Origin of the sequence: Micromonospora sp. NPDC051300 (assembly GCF_044455315.1) — a bacterium.
GTDB classification, from domain to species: domain Bacteria; phylum Actinomycetota; class Actinomycetes; order Mycobacteriales; family Micromonosporaceae; genus Micromonospora; species Micromonospora robiginosa.
The window spans coordinates 1-15,465 of record NZ_JBITEP010000038.1 but is presented as its reverse complement, the minus strand read 5'-3'; the positions used below and the strand labels follow the sequence as shown (position 1 = coordinate 15,465).

Genomic DNA, 15,465 nt, shown 5'->3' with positions numbered 1-15,465 from the left:
CGCTCACCCGGCCCGCTGGCGCCACGCCGCCGCCGCGCGGTCGGTGACCGCCTGCGCCTCGGCCTTCGCCGCCGCCGCGATCGGGCCCGCGTCCGGCTCCTTGAACCAGGGCCGCAGCCGGATCACCGCCGGCCGCACGCCGGTCGCCAGCAGCAGCGCCGTCCCCTTGGGCAGCGCCCGGATCCGGTCCGCCGGCAGCGCCTGCTCCTGGCGGTACGACACCGACCGGGAGGAGCCGTCGCGCGAGCGGGAGTAGGTCGGGGTGCGTACGTCGTGCTGCCCCACCAGCCGGGCCACCTTGTCCACGAAGTCGGCGTCGTCGAGCCCCGCCCCGAGCAGCTTGACCGTGGCGGCGCTCCACAACGCGTCCATCCCGGCGTCGCCCCAGACCCGCACCCCCTGCCGGTAGCTCTGTAGCAGCGTGACCACGCTGATGCCACGCGAACCGAGATGGCTGTAGAGGTCGGGCAGGTCGGCGATGCGGCACACGTTCGCCGCCTCGTCCAGCACGGCGGTCATCGGCGGGTCCAGCCGGCCGCCCATCCGCTCGGCGGCCACCACGCCGGCCCGGACCACGGCGTCCGCCAGCCCGGCGATCACCCCTGCGGCCGAACCGCCGCCGTCCTTGGACAGCAGGTAGAGCGTGTCCCGGCCGAGCACGTGCTCCTCCGGCACGAACTCCGGGCGGTCCGGGTCGGGACTGACCCAGGCCAGGATCTCCGGGTCGAGCAGGCAGGCGACGCACTGCCGGGACGTCTCGTAGATGCCGTCGCGGGTCTGCACCGCCCCGCGTACGGTGCCCTGGAGCTGGTCGGCCATCGCGTCCAGGCCCGCGTCGCGCAGCAGGTCGATCGGGGTGCGGTCGCCCGGGTCGGCGAGCCAGCCCAGCATCTCGCCGACCGTCGCGCCGCCGTGCGAGGCGGCCAGGAACAACGCGGTCAGGGTGTTCTGCGCGGCGGCGATCCAGAAGTCCTTCTTGGACGCGTCGTCGTTGACCGAGCTGACGAAGTGCCCGGCGAGCCGCCGCGCGCCCTCCAGGGTGCGGCAGCCGCCGAGCATGTCCCACCACATGTCCCGCTCGGAGTAGACGATGCCCTGCGGGTCGAACGTCCACACCCGCCCGACGCGGGCCCGCTCCCGGCGGGTGACCAGGTAGACGTCCGACTTGTTCGAGGTGAGCAGCACCGCGCCGGGCGCGCGCAGCACGCGCGGGACGGCGATGCCTGTGGACTTGCCGGCGCGAGGGGCCATCAGGTCCAGCTCCACGTCCTCGTACGAGGATCGCAGCTCCGGGCCGGAGGGCAGCAGGTCGCCGAGCAGGTTGCCGGTGTCGTCGGGGCGCAGCCGGGGCACGTCCCGCAGCGAGGGGCGCAGCTCCCGGGCCCGCGCCTCGGCCGCCTTGCCGGTCATCCCCCGCAGGTCGGCCGCGCCGGCCAGGTTCGACGGCTGGGCGGCCAGGCGGCGGACCACCGCGCGGGTCCCCGCCACCACCGGCGCGGCGACGAGCGGCAGCAGCGCGATCGCGCCCGCGTACACCAGGGCCGGCGGGACGCCCGGCCACACCGCCTCGGCGCCGCCGCCGAGCAGGCTCAGGTAGACGTCCAGCCGGAACGGCGGTGGCCGCCAGCCGTAGCCGCCGAGCGCGGCGGCGAGCGTGCCGCCGAGCCACAGCAGGACGAAGACGGCGAGGTTGACCAGCGCGAGCCCGGGAATGAGCCAGGCCAGCAGGTCGCCGCCCGCGCCGCGCTTCACCGGGCCGCCCCGCCGAGCCGGTCACCGGCCGTGACGGCCCGCACCACGGCGGCCCGTTCGGCGAGCATCCGCTCGGCGTCGCCGTTGGCGATCCAGCGGGTGTTGGTGTCGTGCAGGTGCCGCTCGGCGTCGGTGATCGCGACCCGGATCGGGATGCCGGGCCGCCCGCCGACCTTGATCAGGAAGCGGCCCCGGCCGGGCGGCTCCTCGTTGCCGCCGTCCTGCGCCCAGCCGGCCGGCGACGACCAGGACGACACCAGCTCGATCTCCCGCCGGGACAGGCCGACCACGCGGGCCAGCTCCTCCATCTCCGCTCTCGGCAGGCCGGCGCAGGCGACCATGCCGGCACGCTCCACGAAGCCGCGCGCCTTGGCCTTGTCCGCCTCGCTGCCCAGCGCCTCCGCGTCCTTCAGCGTGTGGGTGATCTTCGCGTCGGCCAGGCCCAGCGAACGGTTCAGCCGGGTCAGCGCGTCGATCCGGTCGACGATGCCGGAGGCCGCCCGCAGCGGACGCCACAGCTCGTCCAGCACGGTGAAGAACCAGCGTCGCGGCGCCAGCCCGGCGTCGGCGAGGGCGTGCGAGGCGGACACCGTACCCAGGCCGTCGGACCAGGCGGCGAGCATCGCGGCGGCGGTCAACTGGCCGTCCGCCTCGCCGATGCGGGAGATGTCGATGCAGACCGCGGTGGCGTCCGGGTCGATCCGGGTGGCCGTCTCCGAGGCGAACGTGTCGCCCAGCGGGCCGTCCACGATGCCCAGCAGCGACCGGTGCAGCGGGTCGACGGCGTCCCGGTAGCGGGACTCCTGCCCCCGGTCCAGGGTGACCTGGCGGACCTGCGGCGGCCCCGACTCCAGCACCGCGAGCAGGTCCGGCAGCCGGTAGGTCCGGCCCGGCGCGGTGCGCTCGCGCAGGTGCCGCAGGCAGGCCGACAGCACCGACTGCTCGTGGTCGCTGATCGGCGCGCCCCGCACGATGGTGAGCAGCGCGGCCACCATGTTCAGCACCCGGCCGTGCGACTCGGCGGCCAGCGCCTCGCCGGCCTGCCCACCGATCCGCGCGGCCGCCGCGCCCATCGCGCCCGGGTCCAGCACGTTGAGCCCGCCGACGCCCCGGGCGATGGAGATGACCTGCCCGCCGAGCGCGCGGACGGTGTCCGCGTAGTCGGGCTTGAGGTCGCCGAGCACCAGCGGGACGACGCCCTGCCCGGCCAGGCCGATCAGCATCCGGTTGATCAGGGTGGACTTGCCGAGGCCGGGCATGCCGAGCATGAACAGCGACGGGTTGGAGATGTAGCGGGCCCGGGTGAACCAGTTCAGCGGGTCGCCGCAGACCGTCGCGCCGGTGCTGATGTGCTGGCCGAGCGGCACCCCGGTCATCGGGGCGCCCGAACCGGAGGCGAACGGCCAGAGCCCGCACGCCTGCACGGTGGTGGCCCGCCACATGGCCGGCGGGTCCAGCGTCGCCACCCGGCCGCCGCCGACGGCGGGCGCGCCGCGGTGCGGCACCCCGTCGGCGTCGTCCTGCCGGGCCAGGCGCTGCCGGTACCGCCGCTCGGCGGCCTCCTCGGCGGCCCGTCGCCGCCGCGCCCGCCGCAGCGCCCGTGAGGTCTGCCCGCCGGTCTCGTCAGGCTCCCGCTCCTGCGCGTCGACGTCCGGCACGACCAGGCCGGACAGCGCGGTGACCGGCCCGGACGCGCGGCGGGGCCAGCCGGTGGCGAACGCCGGCAGCCGGGCGCCCTCCGCGCCCGCCCCCGCCGTCACAACGCCTCCTGGAGGTCCTGCGGGACGATCGACTGCTCCCACGGCAGGATGCCGACCGGCAGGGCGCAGGTGAACGCCGCCGCCTGCATCCGGTCCGCCGGACGCATCGCGATCCGGGTGGCGCCGAGCAGGTTGCGCATCGTCACGTTCGCGTCGCGCACCTCGGCGGCCGAGTCGACGGTGAGCGTGACGAGCATCGAGAACTCCACCAGGCCGGCGCCGGAGGCCTCCTCCGCCGCGGTCTGCTCGGCCGCCTGGATCTCCGCGACCGCGCGCGCCCGGACCAAGCCCTTCGTCGAGTTGGCCATGAACTGGGCGGACCGGCGGTCCGACTCGACGATCCGGGCGGAGGTCGCCGGGTCGATCGGGCGGTAGACCAGCGCCACCCGCTTGCGGCGGACGCCGGCGGTCGGGTCGAGCAGGCTGCGCAGGATGCCCGAGCGCACCACGCCGCGCGGCGCCATGGTCAGCAGCCAGCTCCGGGACACCCCGGAGTCGTGCTGGTAGGAGGTGACCGACTCGACCGCGGCGGCCGGGCCGGAGTCGTCCCACTCCAGGCCGGTGCGGCCGTGCCGGGCGCGTACGTCGAGCACCTCGGCCGCGGCGGCCGGGTCGTACGCGACCCGCACGACCTCGGCGATCCGCTCCGCGGACAGCGGCTCCGCCGACCCCCCGCCGGCGGCCACCAGACCGTTGAGGATCCCCTGCAACCGCAGCGCCAGGTCGGCCAGCATGGTGTCGTCGTCGCGCCGCGCGCCGCCGGGCGCCGAGTAGGTGAGCGTCAGGTAGGTGTTCATCTCCGAGGACGCGTCCGGGTAGGAGCGCACCACCTCCTCCATCACGGCCCGCGCGGCGGGCGGCGCGTCCGGGGAGAGGCGGCCCAGCACCTCGGTGGCGAGCCTTGTGCCGGGGTCCGGCGCGGTCTCCACCACCACCGACGCGCCACGCAGTCCCGGCTCGTGGGCCAGCCGCGACAGCCACTCCCCCCACAGCGCCACCCACGTGTCGACCTGGTCCGGGTCGACGAGCGACCCGCCGTCGGGCTCGCAGCTCAGCACGATCGTGTACTGGTGGCGGTTGCGGTGGTGCAGCACCCCGAACGGCCTGTCGTACGGGTCGCGTCCCTCCAGCATGGTCACCCGGCTCAGCAGGCCCGGCGGGCGGAACCGGCCGCCGGGTCGCGCCGACAGCGGGCCGGACACGTAGAGGTGCTGCCGCTTCGACCTGCGGCGCAGCCAGCCGACCCGGACGCCGGCCATCTGGAACACGTTGCGGCCGTCCTGGGTGCGGATCGCCAGCGGAGCCAGCGTCAGCGCGAACGGCAGCCCCACCACCACTGCCGCGTCCAGCGAGATCATGGACGCGAGCAGGACCACCACCAGGCCGCCGAAGAGGCCGAAGGTGCCGATCAGGCCCAGCGAGCCCAGGCCGGCCTTGCGGGGGCGGCGCCAGTTGCCGTACGTCGGTGTCTTGATCTGGTCGATTGCGGTGATCATGGTCGTCCTCCTGGGCCGGCCTAGTCGCGGTCGGGGTCCGGCAGCGCGCCGCGGGCGATGCCGGCGGCGTGCCGGTGGGTGCCGGCGACGGCGCCGGCGCCCTTCTGCACGGTCCAGGCGGCGGCGCCGACCGCGCCGCTGACCACCCGACCGGTCGTCGACACGAGGCGGCGCCCGCCGCCGCCCCCGGACGGTGGGCTGCCGGCGGACGTCGGCTCGCTCACCGGCGCCGGCGCGCTGCCGGAGGCGGCGGCCGGAGCGGGTTCAGCCGCCGGGGCGGGCGTGCTGCCGGACGCGGGCGCGGACTCGCTCTCCGGCGCCGGCGTGCTACCCGACGCCGGTTCGCCTCCGGCGGCCGGGGTGCTGCCGGACGAGGAGCCGCCGGACGAGGACGCGCCGTCGGCCACGGACGCGGTGTCGGACGCGCCGTCGGGTGTGGAACCGCCCTCGGTCTGCGTGGCGCCGTCCGCCGTGGCGCCGCCGTCCTTCGAGCCGCCGCCGTCCTTCGACCCGCCGCCCTTGGCCACCGCGCCCGAGGGTGAGCCGCCGCCCGACGACCGGGGCGCGCCGCCGCCCCCGCCGTGACCGCCGCCGGCGATCCGCTTGGCGCCGCTGGCCACCGCGCCCGCCGCGGCCGCGCCGGCGGCCATGCCCGCGCCGACGCCGTCGGACGAGCCGAGCGCCGCCATGGCCGGTACGACCAGCCGCATCAGCGCGGGCAGCGAGACGGCGGCCATCAGCAGGGTGGCGGCCCCGGCCAGCTTGTAGTGCTTGGCGTCGCCGTCGACCGAGCCGATCATCGCGGCCCCGGAATACATGATCAGCCCGACCACCGGTTTGAACGCCAGCCAGGCCACCATCCAGGCGATGTGCTTGCGCCACCACCCGCCGCCCGACTCGGTCATCGACGCCGCGGCGGCCAGCGGCAGGGTGCCGGTGAGCAGCACCATCGCGCCGAGGCGCAGGTACATCAGGATCACGTGGATGCAGCCGGCGATCAGCAGCAGCAGACCGATGATGATCAGCAGGAAGGCGGTCAGGCCGTCGGTGCCGCAGTTGGCGATCAACTTGAGCTGCGCCTTGATCCCCTGGTCGTAGAGGTGGTCGCTGTAGCGGTCGGCCTCGGTGGCCAGCAGGTTGAGCACGGTCCACGCCGCGCCGACGGTCAGCACCATGCGGACCAGGCCCTGCAGGGCGGTCCACAGCGACTGGCCCCGGCGCAGCAACGCCATCCGGAACGACGCGGCCAGCAACGACGCCACCGCGATGGTCACCACCAGCCAGTCGGTCTGCAGGTGGATCTGGTCGTTGATCTTCTCGTCGCCGAGCGTCGGCACGTCGCCGAGATTGGCGAACAGCTCCACCGCCGCGCCCATGATGGCGCTCGCGATGTCGCTGAGGATGCCGTCGATCCCGCCCTCGAAGAAGCCGACGACCTGCCCGATCTCGCCGATGTAGACGACGTCGCCGGTCGCGCACTCAGCCATTTCCGGCCCCGTCCCACAGCACGAAACCGGCAAGCGTGAGCACCGGCGTGACCGGGCCGTACAGTCCACCGGAGTTCAGCGGGCGCAGCCGCCAGTCCACGCCGTTCCAGTCCGTCGTGTAGTCCACCGAGAAGTACCGCGCGGACGCCTGCCGGACCAGCACCCGGACCACCGCCGTACGGGGCGTGTAGCGCACCACCAGGAACCCGGCGAGTCGATTGGCGGTCTGCGGCGGGCCGTCCTCCGGCAGCGACTCGCGCATCGCGTCGAAGTAGTCCCGCCCCAGCCCCGGCACGAGCTGCTGCCGGCTGACCACCCGCCAGTCCGGACCGCTCATCTGCCGGGAGATGGTGTGCACCGCCAGCACCGCGCCCATCGGGGTGTGCGCGAAGCACCAGCGCAGCGGGCCGGTGGTGCGCAGCGGCCCGGCCGAGGCGGAGAACGGCGTCTGGGCGCCGTTCACCGGCCGCCAGGTGATGTCGCCAGGCGCCGCGGTCGGGATCGGCTGGGCGGTGTCCACCGTGCGGCAGCCCTGTGGCCGCGACCCGTCCGGCGCGAGCCCGCCGATCGTGGGGCCGGCCGGGGGCGCGGCCCGGGAGCCGGCGTCCCCGCCACCGTAGACCGCCGCGCCGACACCGGCGCAGAGCGCCAGGACCAGGAAGGCCGCCGACACCTGCCACCGACGGTGCCGCCAGAACGGCCCGTCGTCGGGCCCGGAGTCGTGTCGTGCCCGCACGGTCAGTTGCCCGCCGTGTCGCCGCCGGTGCCGAAGACCCAGGTCACGATCGGGCCGGCGGTGGCGACCAGGATGCAACCGCCCAGCACCATGCCGAGCCGGCTCATGTGTTCGGAACTCTCGCCGCGCTTGTGCGAGATGGCCATCACCGCGCCAGTGATCAGGACGCCGAGGACACCGGCCGCGGTGCCGCCCCAGGCGACCAGGCCGAGCGCCTGCTCGACCTTGTCGGCGAGTTCGGTGGGCACCGCGTCGTCGCCGGTGCTCGGCTTCGGCACCTCGCCGCCGCCGGACGGTGCGAGGCGGAGGTCGAGCGGGATCCGCACCAGACCGCTGTAGTAGAGGTCGGAGAGGGCCATGGGTGCTCCTTCGAGATAGCGGGGTCGGTCAGCCGGCCGGGGGCCGGCGGGTGGTCACTGGCTGAATCCGAGGGCCTGGACGATCGGCCCGGCGGTGGTCGCGAGCAGGCACGCCCCCATCACGAACGCGAGCTGCTTGGTGTACTCGGTCCGCTCCTCCAGCGCGCCGCGTCGCAACTGCGACGCGAGCGTCATGCCGGTCAGCAGCAGGCCCAGCACGGCGGCGCCGCTCACGCACCACGCCATCAGCGTGAGCAGTTGCACCACTGGCGCGTTCGGATCGTCCACCGCCACCTGGTACGGCTCGATCGACGGCGCCTCGAAGCTCTTCTTGTTTATCGCGTTCTCGCACTTGAACTTGCCCGCGTACAGGGCGCCCTTGAGCGTGCACGAGTGCGACCCGGTGATGTCCACGTCGTCCTTGGTCCGCGAGTGGCCGCTCAGGTCGACGAGCATCTCCACGTCCATCCAGACCGTGTCGCCGTCGGTGTACTCGGCGGTCAGGTCGAAGGAGCCGTCCGTCGAGCCCTTCTTGCCGGAGCAGACCCGGTCGCCACCCCCGGCCGGGTAGGTGTTCACCGTGGTCGTGGTCTTCAGGCAGATCTTGTAGAGGAACGCGGCGCCGCCGCCGTCCACCGTCACCGTGTAGCTGCCCGCGGCCACCGCCGCGCCCGGCGGCGCGAGCGCGAGCGCCGCCAGGACAAGCGCGACGAGCGCCGCGCCGGAGCGCACCTGCCGCCTCACCGCGACCCCCGCCCGGGCCGGGCGTCGGCCAGGTCGGCCAGCCGGGCCAGTTGGCGCGGCGGTCGCGACGGCTCCACCCCGATCCGGTACGACGGGATCCACGGCACCCGGTGCACCGGGGCGACCGAGCGCAGCAACCGGATCCGGCCGAGCAGCGGCGCCGGCAGCCGGCCCGGGGCGTCGGCGATCAACACGATGCCCACCAGCCGCATCCCCGCCGGGTGCCGGCCCTCCCGCATCGCGTTGAGCGCCCGGGACACCGCCCGCAGGCCATCGGCGTTGGTCCGGCCGACCACCACCACCCGGGCCGGCTCGCCGAGCGCCGGGTCCGGCCAGCGGCAGCCGATGTCCACGCCGCCGAGCAGGCGGGTCAGGGTGCTGGCGCCGGCGCCGCCGTGCGCGCCGATCCAGCCGATGCCCTCGTCGGAGAGGGCGTCGCGGCCCCGTACCGGACGTTCGTCGCGCTCGCGCGGTCGCCCCAGCACCATCGGTCGGCTCATCGCCCGCCCCGCCTCCTCTCCCGGTCGTCCGTCGCCCGCGCCGACCGCCGCCGGGTGACCCGGCCGCAGCGATCGACGGCCGCACTACGACGCGGCCGCCCGCTCGGTTCGACGGCGATCCCAGGTTTTTTCTCGGGCCCGGCGCTGAACCACACCCGACGCCGGCTCGTAGTCGGTGCACCGCGATCCGTGGAGGGAGGCGGCACGCCCGAACCGGCGCGGACCGCCGGTCGACAAGCCAGCACAGCGCTCGAAGGAGTGACCATGTCCGACCCCAGGTACAACTACGAGCCGGACCCCCGGCAGCCGTCGCGACGCGCCCAGACCTTCGCCGCCGCGCCCGCGCCGACGCAGCCCGGCGAGCGGCACTACAGCGTGCCGGTTAACCAGTACAGCCAGTACGCCTACGCGTCGTCGTCCAGCTCGGCGACGCCGCAGTTCACCGACTCGTTCAACGGCGGGCAGCCGCTGCCCCCGGCCGCGCCCCCGTCGCGCTCCAGCCGGCAGAACTCGGCCGCGGCCCGCAACTCCGCCGCCGCCAGCCACCAGGTGGAGCGGCTGCGCCGCCGGTCGACCTTCGTCGCCACCGACCCGGACCGGCTCGTGCAGGCGGCCCTGGACGTGGGGGCGGTGACCACGTCGGCGCCGGTCGCGCCGCGGCGGGGCAGCCAGGTGACCCCGGCGAACCCGAACCGGCCGACCGAGAGCGAGGCACGGAAGGGGGCGCAGAACGCCGGCTTCAGGGGTCTGACCGACTTCAGGAACTTCATGAACACCTACCTGCCGCCCGGGTCGGAGTTCACCGCCAACGCGTTGAACGCCACGGCCGGCCTTCTTGAGGGGTGGGCCGCGCGCGGCACGCAGATCGGCGCGTCCGCCGTCACCGCCCTGAAGTCCGGCGTGGAGTTCATCACCGCCGCGCAGGAGGGCGACTGGACCAAGGCCGCCGTGCACGCCGGGAACCTCAGCGGCATGGGCCTGAGCATCGCCGGCACGGCCGCGAACGTCCCGCAGCTCAGCGCCGCCGGCGCGTTCGTCGCGGCGGGCTCCGCCGTCACCAATGCGGCGGTCGACCAGCGGCGGACCGCGATCCAGCAGAGTTCGCAGAACGTCGACCTGGAGCGCGGGCGGACCAGCCCGAGATCCAGCCCCACCCAGACGACCGGGCCGGCGCCGCAACAGGCGCCGGCACGCGGTCGCTGACCGACCCGTACGACCAGGCGGGCCCGGGTGATCGCACCCGGGCCCGCCGTCGTCGGGCCGATCAGCGGGCCTGGCGCCAGTTCTGGTTGCTCTGGCTCGCCGCGCACTCCCAGATCTGCAACGGCGCGCCGTCGTCAGAGTTCCAGTCCCGCACGTCCAGGCACTTGCCGGAGTTCGGGTTGCGCAGCAGGCCGCCCTCGGCGACCCACACCTGCGCCGGACCGCCGTTGCACCAGGCGAGCTGCACCTTCGCCGCGTTGTCCCGGGACGCCCACGCCACGTCCATGCACTTGTCCAGCACCGTCAGCGTGTCGCCGGGACCCCGGGTGAACCGCTGCGCCGGCGAGCCGTTGCACCGCCAGAGCTGCAACCGCACCCCGTCGGCGGACTCGCCGTTCGGCACGTCGACGCACTTGTCCGCATATCCGCGCAGGGCGAAGCCGCCGTTCGACGTGACGGCCCTGCGCTCGGCCGGCGGGGCCGACGGCGCGCCGCCGCTGCGGAACGTCACCACGACCTCCCCGCAGCCGGGGCAGTTGTAGACCGTCTCGTTGCCGGCCACCCGGTCGTGGGTGGACCACAGGTAGGCGCGCGGGGCGAACGGCAGCAGCGCGGCGGTGTAGGCGCTCTCCGCGTCCCGGTTCGGGTTGACGCAGTTGATCCGGTCACCCCGGGCCGGGTCGCGCACGGCGTGCGCCTCCGGGCAGGCCGCCAGCATCTGCCCGGCGGAGCAGTCCCACCGGGCGCAACTGCCCGCCTTCTCCGGCCGGGGCGCGCCAGGCGCGTCGATGGTGATCGTGGTGGAGACCGCGTCGACGTAGCTGACGTTGTACCAGGGCGCGGCCGGATCCTTCCGGTCGACGTTGAACTCGGCCAGGCTCACCGGCTCCGCGCCCCGTTCGCACCGGTCGGCGAACGCGCCGCAGTCGCCGACGAGGCAGCGGAACCCGCCGTTCGGGTCGCCGTCGCAGCGCTGGCGGGCGAAGAACCGGCCGCGCCAGTGACCCGGCTCGCCGTCGTCCGGGAGGGCGATCGTGCCCCGCTCGCCGGGGCGCAGCACGGGCAGGCCGGTGATCGGCCGGGAACCGTCCCCGCTCTCCCCCGCGCCGATCCACAGCGTCTCCGCGGTGGCGTTGACGAACGTCAACCGCGCCCCGCCGGCGGCGCTCGCCGCCCCACCCGGCACGGCCAGTCCCACCGCGACCAACACCGCCGCGAGCACCGCGAGGAGGGGCCCCCGCTTGACGCCTCCGGAGGTGGCGGGGCCCCCTGTTGACACCTCGCTGCCCGTGCGTGACGGTCCGATCCTCACAGCCATCTAGCCCTCCCTCGGCCTGGCGGGGACGCGCGGCGTCCCCCGACGTGCGCGGCTGGCGCACGGCCACACGACGACGCGGGAGGTCCTTCGGTTCAGCGGGACGTGGCGCGGATCGAGAAACCCGCCCGCGCCGGTGCCGCCTCAGCGGGAGATGGGCGCGGTGACGACGGAGGTGCCGTCGGTCAGGCCGACACCCACGAAGGAGAGCTGGTCCACCGGGGGCGACAGCTCGCCGGTCACCTCCTGCGGCCCGTTCGAGGCGGTCCAGTCCCGCACCGGGTGGCTGACGCCGTCGCGGGTCACCGCGAACAGCCGGTAGCGCAGCCCCGGCCGCAGCCCGGTCGCGGTGATCCGGATGGTGGAGCCCCGCCCCTCGTGGGTGGTGATCGACACGGACAGGCTCGCGCCCGCGCCGGGCGCCTCACCGGTGGCGGTCAACACCGCGTCGTCACGCCCGCCGCCCCCGACCGCGGCCACGATGCCGCCGGTGAGCACGGCAAGCGCCAGCACCGCCGCCCCGGCCCAGACCAGCAGCCGGCGACGGGCGGACAGCGCCGGGCGGGACCCGGGCCGGTCGCCGGACACCCTTGCCGGGCCGGTCGAGCCCGTACCGCGCGCCGGGCGGTCGCGCCGCCGCCGGGCCGGTCCGGGGGCCGCCGCGTCCCCCACATCGGTACGGGACGCGTCCTCGCCCGCGGACGCCGGCGCGTCGGCCGACACCACCGCCGGGCCCGACACCGTCGATGCCGTCGCATCGGCCTGCCCCACCGCCGGACCCGACGCCGTCGACGCCGTGGCGTCGGCCCGCTCGGGCCGCGAAACAGCATCCGGCCCGCGAGACGGGCGTGTCCCCGGCGCGGCATCCGGCAGGTCACCCGTGTCCCGGGTCGAGTCCTCGGCCGCCGCCCGGGCGGGGATCGGCGACGGGGGCGCGGGCTGCGCCTCCGCGGCACGCGGCGGTGGGACGGAGGCGGGTGGCAGGACCGACGCCGGTGGCAGGACCGAGGCCGGCGGGAGGGCGAACTCCGCCCAGTCGGCCGCGTCGAGGCCGCCGAGCCCGCTGGTCACGCCGCCCAGCTCGGTCGCTGCGGAGAGGCACTCCCCGCAGCCGGCCAGGTGCGCCTCGAAGGCGACCCGCTCGGTCTCGTCGAGCGCGCCGAGCAGATAGAGCGCCAGGGCCTCGTGCTCGGACGTCGGGTGCTCACCGCCGGTGCGCATCACGCCCCCTTCCCGAGCCGACAGAGGGTGCGCCGGAGCGACGATCCGGGCCACCGCGCCGGTGCCGGGAGTCGGACGAGGAGTCGCCGGGTACGTGACATCAGGCCGACTCGATCGGGCCGATCGCCGCGTGCAGCGCCCGCACCGCGTAGTACGTCCGCGACTTTACCGTACCCTCGGGTATCCCCAGCCGCTCCGCGGCCTCCGCGACCGAGGCGCCCTTGTAGTACATCTCGATCAGGACCTCCCGGTGCTCCGGCTTGATCTGGCGCAGGGCCAGGCGGACGGTGTGGGCGCTGACCACCCGGTCCATCTCGTCCTCGGCCGTGGTGAGCCGGTTGAGGTCGGGCACCGCCACCTCGGGCGGGCGGGCCTGCCGGGCCCGGCCGGCGTCCACGGCCACATGCCGGGCGACGGTGTAGAGCCAGGGCGCGATCCGGCGCGGCTCCTCGGCCAGCGTTGCCAGGTTGCGCCAGGCCCGCAGGAAGGTCTCCTGAACCAGGTCCTCGGCCAACTCCTGCCGGCCGAGCACGAGCCGGGTGACGAAGCGCAGCAGCGGCTCCCGGTAGGTCTCGTGGATCCACCGCATGAGGCTCTCCGGGGAACCCTGGGCGGCGGCCTCGCCCGGCGCTCCGGGATCCACCGCCTCGTTGGGCACCGCCGACACAGAACGCCTCCCCCTGACGTGTGGGGCGCGCCCGCACGGTCGACCCGACGCCGTGGCGCCGGGCCCCTCTGAGGGGAAAGGATAACCGTACTGATCGGACGGTGCCGCCGGACGGCGGACCGCGACCAGGGTGCCGGCGCTCATCGGGCCCGGCGGACGCGGCGTGGGGGCCGCCCGCCCCCGGGCCGCCCGCCCGCCGCCGCGCGGGGGGGGCCCCCGCCGGGGCCCCCGCGGGGGCCGCGGGGCCCGGGGTGCCGTGGGGCGGGGGACCGCGCCCGGGGGGCCGGCGCTCAGGGGGCCGGGCGGCGGGGGCGTGGCGCCGGCCGGCCCCGGCCCGGCCGGCCGGCGACGGCGCTGGTCGGCCCCGCTCCGGGCGGGTGGTGGCGAGTCGACATCGAACGCTCCGATCGACGGTCCGGCAACCGCGGCGTGGTCCGTCCGGCGGCGGCCACATTGACGGCCCGGTGTGCCTGTCGGTTCAATGGCGGCCGGACTGGAATCGGATCCGATTCCGGTCGGGTGAACCGAGGACGTCGCGCATCCGTCACGCCTCGCGACGTCATCACCGGAAGGGAAGCCCCGTGACACCCGATCTTCCTGGCATCCGATCCCGGCTCGCCCGGATCCCGCGTCGTGTCGTCGCCGCCATCGCGGCCGGCCTCGCGGTGCTGTTCATGGTGGTCGCCTCCGTGAGCTGGGGCATCGCCACCGCCCGGGACGACAAGTTGACCGGTCGGACCGTCTCCACCGAGCATCTGACCGCGATCCGGGCGGCGGCCCGGTCCTGCCCCTCGCTGACCCCGGCCCGCCTGGCCGGCCAACTGATGACCGAGTCCGGCCTGGATGGACGCGTGAAGAAGACCACATCGGGCGGTCGCGGCTTCGCCGGGCTCGACGACGCCGGGTGGAAGTCCTGGGCGCCGTGGCCCGACGCGGACCGCACCGACGCCGCCGCGAACATCCTCGCGCTGGCCCACCAGATGTGTGACCTCAACGGGCAGCTCCGCCTCGCCGGCATCCCCGGTGACCAGTGGCGGCTGGCCCTGGCCGCGTTCCACACCGACCTGGAGCAGGTACGCGAGGCCAAGGGCGTGCCGTCCGGGGCGGTCGAGTACGTCGACGACGTGAGCCGCTACGCGGCGTACTACGGCGAGCTGACCGCGTTCGGCGGTTCCGGCGCCACCGGGCCCGAGCCGGAGCGCCGGCAGCCCAGGGCGGTGCCGGGGGGCTACGTACGCCTCGTGGTGCGTGCCGGGTCGGTGTGCCCGGAGGTGCCGCCCGCGGCGGTGGCCGCGCAGCTCATGGCGCTGTCCGGGTTCGATCCGAACCTGCTCGGCGACGACGGCCGGCGCGGGATCGCCCAGTTCCTGCCCGAGGTGTGGCGGGCGCACGGCCCGGCGGGCGCCTCGCCGTGGGACCCGCAGGTGGCCGTGCCGGCGGCCGGTGCGGCGCTCTGCGCGCTGCGGCGGGACCTGGCCGGCCTCGACGGCGACCCGGGCCTGCTGGCGATGGCCGCCTACCGCAACGGCCCCACCGCCGTGCGGCAGACCGGTGGCGAGCTGGACGACGCGACGCAGGCGTACCTGCGGCAGGTGCGGGAGTTCACCGACTTCTACGCGCTCGACGCCCGGTTGGGGGTCCCCTCGGCCAGCCCGAGCCCGTCGCCCGCCTCGCCGTCGCCGTCGCCCTCACCGTCGCCGTCGACCTCGTCCCGCCCACCCCGGCCCAGCGCGTCGCCGTCGACCCGGCCGCCGGCGGAGCCGGAGAAGCCGGCCCCGCCGAAGCGCCCGTCCGGGGCCAAGCAGCTCGTCGGCAAGGAGACCGGGCTGTGTGCCACCGGTGGGACCGGCGACGGCGTACGCGTCGTCCTGCGGCCGTGCAAGGAGCACAAGCTGCACTGGTGGACGTTCCCGTCCGACGGCAGCGTCCGCGTCAACGGCCTCTGCCTGGACGTGGCGTGGGGCGAGAAGCGCGACGGCGCACCGGTGCAGACCGCGTTCTGCAGCGGCAATCCGGCACAGAAGTGGGAGTGGATCGAACGGGACGGCCGGCGGTCGCTGTTCAACCGGGAGACCGACCGCTGCCTGGACGTCGACGGGCACGGCCCGGACGCCCCGCTGAACGCGTGGACCTGCGTGTTCAACCCGAAGCAGACCTGGTCGCTGCGCTAGCTGCCCGGGTGTAAGGAGGGGCCCCTTGTTAACAGACGTCTGTTAACAAGGGGC

13 protein-coding genes are annotated in these 15,465 nt (G+C 75.4%); 2 read left to right on the top strand and 11 right to left on the bottom strand.

Annotated features, from left to right (window positions below):
- Window positions 1-3: 3 nt before the first annotated feature.
- Genes ACIA5A_RS28025 through ACIA5A_RS27990 form a run of 8 tightly spaced genes read right to left on the bottom strand, consistent with a single transcriptional unit; the run spans window position 4 to window position 8,834 of the window.
- Entirely contained in the window at window positions 4-1,752 is a 1,749-nt protein-coding gene (locus ACIA5A_RS28025) for a type IV secretory system conjugative DNA transfer family protein (RefSeq protein ID WP_396767432.1), read from the bottom strand.
- Window positions 1,749-3,512 carry an ATP/GTP-binding protein gene (locus ACIA5A_RS28020; protein ID WP_396767431.1) on the bottom strand — a complete coding sequence of 588 codons (1,764 nt, stop codon included), beginning with the start codon at window positions 3,510-3,512 and terminating at the stop codon, window positions 1,749-1,751. Before ACIA5A_RS28020 ends, ACIA5A_RS28025 begins: the two co-directional genes overlap by 4 nt.
- Window positions 3,509-5,008: an SCO6880 family protein gene (locus tag ACIA5A_RS28015; RefSeq protein ID WP_396767430.1), complete on the bottom strand. Its 1,500-nt coding sequence runs from the start codon at window positions 5,006-5,008 to the stop codon at window positions 3,509-3,511. The genes ACIA5A_RS28020 and ACIA5A_RS28015 overlap by 4 nt, the downstream gene beginning before the upstream one ends.
- Before the next feature lie 20 nt (window positions 5,009-5,028).
- Window positions 5,029-6,495 (bottom strand): hypothetical protein, encoded by a 1,467-nt coding sequence (locus ACIA5A_RS28010; protein WP_396767429.1) that lies wholly within the window; start codon window positions 6,493-6,495, stop codon window positions 5,029-5,031.
- Window positions 6,488-7,231 (bottom strand): hypothetical protein, encoded by a 744-nt coding sequence (locus ACIA5A_RS28005; RefSeq protein WP_396767428.1) that lies wholly within the window; start codon window positions 7,229-7,231, stop codon window positions 6,488-6,490. Before ACIA5A_RS28005 ends, ACIA5A_RS28010 begins: the two co-directional genes overlap by 8 nt.
- Window positions 7,232-7,233: 2 nt before the next feature.
- Complete coding sequence (locus ACIA5A_RS28000; RefSeq protein WP_396767427.1) at window positions 7,234-7,590, bottom strand: hypothetical protein; 357 nt, start codon at window positions 7,588-7,590, stop codon at window positions 7,234-7,236.
- 54 nt (window positions 7,591-7,644) lie between these two features.
- Window positions 7,645-8,334 carry a hypothetical protein gene (locus ACIA5A_RS27995; RefSeq protein ID WP_396767426.1) on the bottom strand — a complete coding sequence of 230 codons (690 nt, stop codon included), beginning with the start codon at window positions 8,332-8,334 and terminating at the stop codon, window positions 7,645-7,647.
- Window positions 8,331-8,834 carry a hypothetical protein gene (locus ACIA5A_RS27990; protein WP_396767425.1) on the bottom strand — a complete coding sequence of 168 codons (504 nt, stop codon included), beginning with the start codon at window positions 8,832-8,834 and terminating at the stop codon, window positions 8,331-8,333. The genes ACIA5A_RS27995 and ACIA5A_RS27990 overlap by 4 nt, the downstream gene beginning before the upstream one ends.
- Before the next feature lie 264 nt (window positions 8,835-9,098).
- On the opposite strand from ACIA5A_RS27990, the gene ACIA5A_RS27985 reads away from it, so the two are divergent.
- Window positions 9,099-10,037, top strand: a complete 939-nt coding sequence (locus ACIA5A_RS27985; RefSeq protein WP_396767424.1) for a hypothetical protein — start codon at window positions 9,099-9,101, stop codon at window positions 10,035-10,037.
- 61 nt (window positions 10,038-10,098) lie between these two features.
- Here ACIA5A_RS27985 and ACIA5A_RS27980 read toward each other — a convergent pair whose 3' ends face one another.
- The 3 genes from ACIA5A_RS27980 to ACIA5A_RS27970 all read right to left on the bottom strand — a co-directional run bounded on the left by ACIA5A_RS27980 (window position 10,099) and on the right by ACIA5A_RS27970 (window position 13,240).
- On the bottom strand, window positions 10,099-11,259 hold the full coding sequence (locus tag ACIA5A_RS27980; protein WP_396767423.1) for a ricin-type beta-trefoil lectin domain protein: 1,161 nt from the start codon (window positions 11,257-11,259) through the stop codon (window positions 10,099-10,101).
- A 237-nt stretch (window positions 11,260-11,496) separates the two neighbouring features.
- Window positions 11,497-12,573, bottom strand: coding sequence for a zf-HC2 domain-containing protein (locus ACIA5A_RS27975; protein WP_396767422.1), 1,077 nt, complete (start codon window positions 12,571-12,573; stop codon window positions 11,497-11,499).
- A gap of 100 nt (window positions 12,574-12,673) precedes the next feature.
- On the bottom strand, window positions 12,674-13,240 hold the full coding sequence (locus ACIA5A_RS27970) for a sigma-70 family RNA polymerase sigma factor (protein ID WP_396767421.1): 567 nt from the start codon (window positions 13,238-13,240) through the stop codon (window positions 12,674-12,676).
- A 581-nt stretch (window positions 13,241-13,821) separates the two neighbouring features.
- On the opposite strand from ACIA5A_RS27970, the gene ACIA5A_RS27965 reads away from it, so the two are divergent.
- Window positions 13,822-15,411: a ricin-type beta-trefoil lectin domain protein gene (locus ACIA5A_RS27965; RefSeq protein ID WP_396767420.1), complete on the top strand. Its 1,590-nt coding sequence runs from the start codon at window positions 13,822-13,824 to the stop codon at window positions 15,409-15,411.
- Window positions 15,412-15,465 lie beyond the last annotated feature (54 nt).

Excerpts from the sequence above, each read along its gene's own strand:
- ACIA5A_RS28015 (WP_396767430.1), bottom strand. The coding sequence starts at position 5,008 with ATGATCACCGCAATCGACCAGATCAAGACACCGACGTACGGCAACTGG.
- ACIA5A_RS28010 (WP_396767429.1), bottom strand. The coding sequence starts at position 6,495 with ATGGCTGAGTGCGCGACCGGCGACGTCGTCTACATCGGCGAGATCGGG.
- ACIA5A_RS28000 (WP_396767427.1), bottom strand. The coding sequence starts at position 7,590 with ATGGCCCTCTCCGACCTCTACTACAGCGGTCTGGTGCGGATCCCGCTC.
- ACIA5A_RS27990 (WP_396767425.1), bottom strand. The coding sequence starts at position 8,834 with ATGAGCCGACCGATGGTGCTGGGGCGACCGCGCGAGCGCGACGAACGT.
- ACIA5A_RS27985 (WP_396767424.1), top strand. The coding sequence starts at position 9,099 with ATGTCCGACCCCAGGTACAACTACGAGCCGGACCCCCGGCAGCCGTCG.
- ACIA5A_RS27975 (WP_396767422.1), bottom strand. The coding sequence starts at position 12,573 with ATGCGCACCGGCGGTGAGCACCCGACGTCCGAGCACGAGGCCCTGGCG.